Genomic DNA, 696 nt, shown 5'->3' with positions numbered 1-696 from the left:
CCCCACGGACGCCCATTATCTCAATGGGGTGGATTATGAAGATGAAAGAACATCCTGATTTATGGGCTGACTTATTGAACGGCCTTAAAAACTCGTGGCCGCAAATATCCGGCTCTGTTTTAGCTATCGTCATTTGTTACGGACGTCTGGTATATGACGGGGTAGACCGTAAAAACAAATGGATAGAAGGCATTCTGTGCGGGGCGTTGTCATGGGGGATTTCGAGCGGCTTAGAGCTGTTCGGTATACCCAGTAATGCCGCCCCTTTCATTGGTGGGCTGGTGGGCTTTATTGGCGTTGAGAAGATACGTGAGTTTGCTATCCGCACTATCAATAAACGGTTGGGAGGTAAACAGTGACCAGAGGCATTCGCAATAACAACCCCGGCAATATTGATCATAACCCGAAGAATAAGTGGCAAGGTCAATTGCCTCATGATGAAAAGATTGAAAAACGGTTCTGCCGATTTGAATCACCGGAATATGGTATTCGGGCACTGATGAAGTTGCTGTGTAATTACCATAAAGGCGGGCACAACAGCGTCTCTAAAATCATCAACCGCTACGCCCCAAACTCGGAAAATGACACCACTGCCTATATTAACAGTGTTGCCAAGGCACTCAATGTAGACCAGTTCGAAAAGATTGAAGTGAATAAACCGACACTGATTGGACTATCAAAAGCCATTATCCGGCA

Annotated in this window: 2 protein-coding genes; both read left to right on the top strand. The window is 46.1% G+C overall.

The features are described 5' to 3' along the window. Positions 1-35: 35 nt before the first annotated feature. Positions 36-359: a phage holin, lambda family gene (locus tag AAC147_RS09645; protein ID WP_231571687.1), complete on the top strand. Its 324-nt coding sequence runs from the start codon at positions 36-38 to the stop codon at positions 357-359. Beyond that, positions 356-696, top strand: a 341-nt coding sequence (locus AAC147_RS09640; RefSeq protein WP_047686450.1) for a structural protein, incomplete at its 3' end; no start/stop codon positions are given. The genes AAC147_RS09645 and AAC147_RS09640, both read left to right, overlap by 4 nt.

The organism is Xenorhabdus sp. NBAII XenSa04 (assembly GCF_963866145.1).
GTDB classification, from domain to species: domain Bacteria; phylum Pseudomonadota; class Gammaproteobacteria; order Enterobacterales; family Enterobacteriaceae; genus Xenorhabdus; species Xenorhabdus indica.
Note: the sequence above shows the minus strand (reverse complement) of the source record. Positions and strands in the feature narration are given on the sequence as shown.